Here is a 408-nt window from a genome sequence, read left to right on the forward strand (position 1 = left end):
AGTGCTTGCCACTCTGTTCTATTTCTCCAGAAAAAGACAGACGGCGCTATCGCACAGGTTTGAGACCTTAGTTCTACTCAGAGAGCTGCTGTTGCTGTCACGAAAACACCGTGCAGCGACGCATTACGCTCTGGCTTGTAAATTATCTAGCAACTCAATTCGCAGAGTAAATGAGATATACGACAACATACTTGAAGTATCTGAGCTGCTTCAATCGCACGTCTCATTTGATAGCCGACCTATGTATCGCATCTACCACCTCAAGCTCATCGCCATGCACACTGATTGGCAAAACCGGAGCTTAGTTCGCAACCAATCGATTCATGGCAAAACCATTCGCCACTGCATGTTCTTGATGGATGAAGTGATGATCGTATGGTTAATCCAATCTGAGCGTGAAGACATGAG

Annotated in this window: 1 pseudogene; it reads left to right on the forward strand. The window is 45.8% G+C overall.

The features are described from left to right. Position 1: 1 nt before the first annotated feature. Positions 2-408, forward strand: a pseudogene (locus tag A3712_RS15215) (hypothetical protein); the annotation flags it as partial.

The organism is Vibrio sp. HI00D65 (assembly GCF_001635455.1).
Classification (GTDB): domain Bacteria; phylum Pseudomonadota; class Gammaproteobacteria; order Enterobacterales; family Vibrionaceae; genus Vibrio.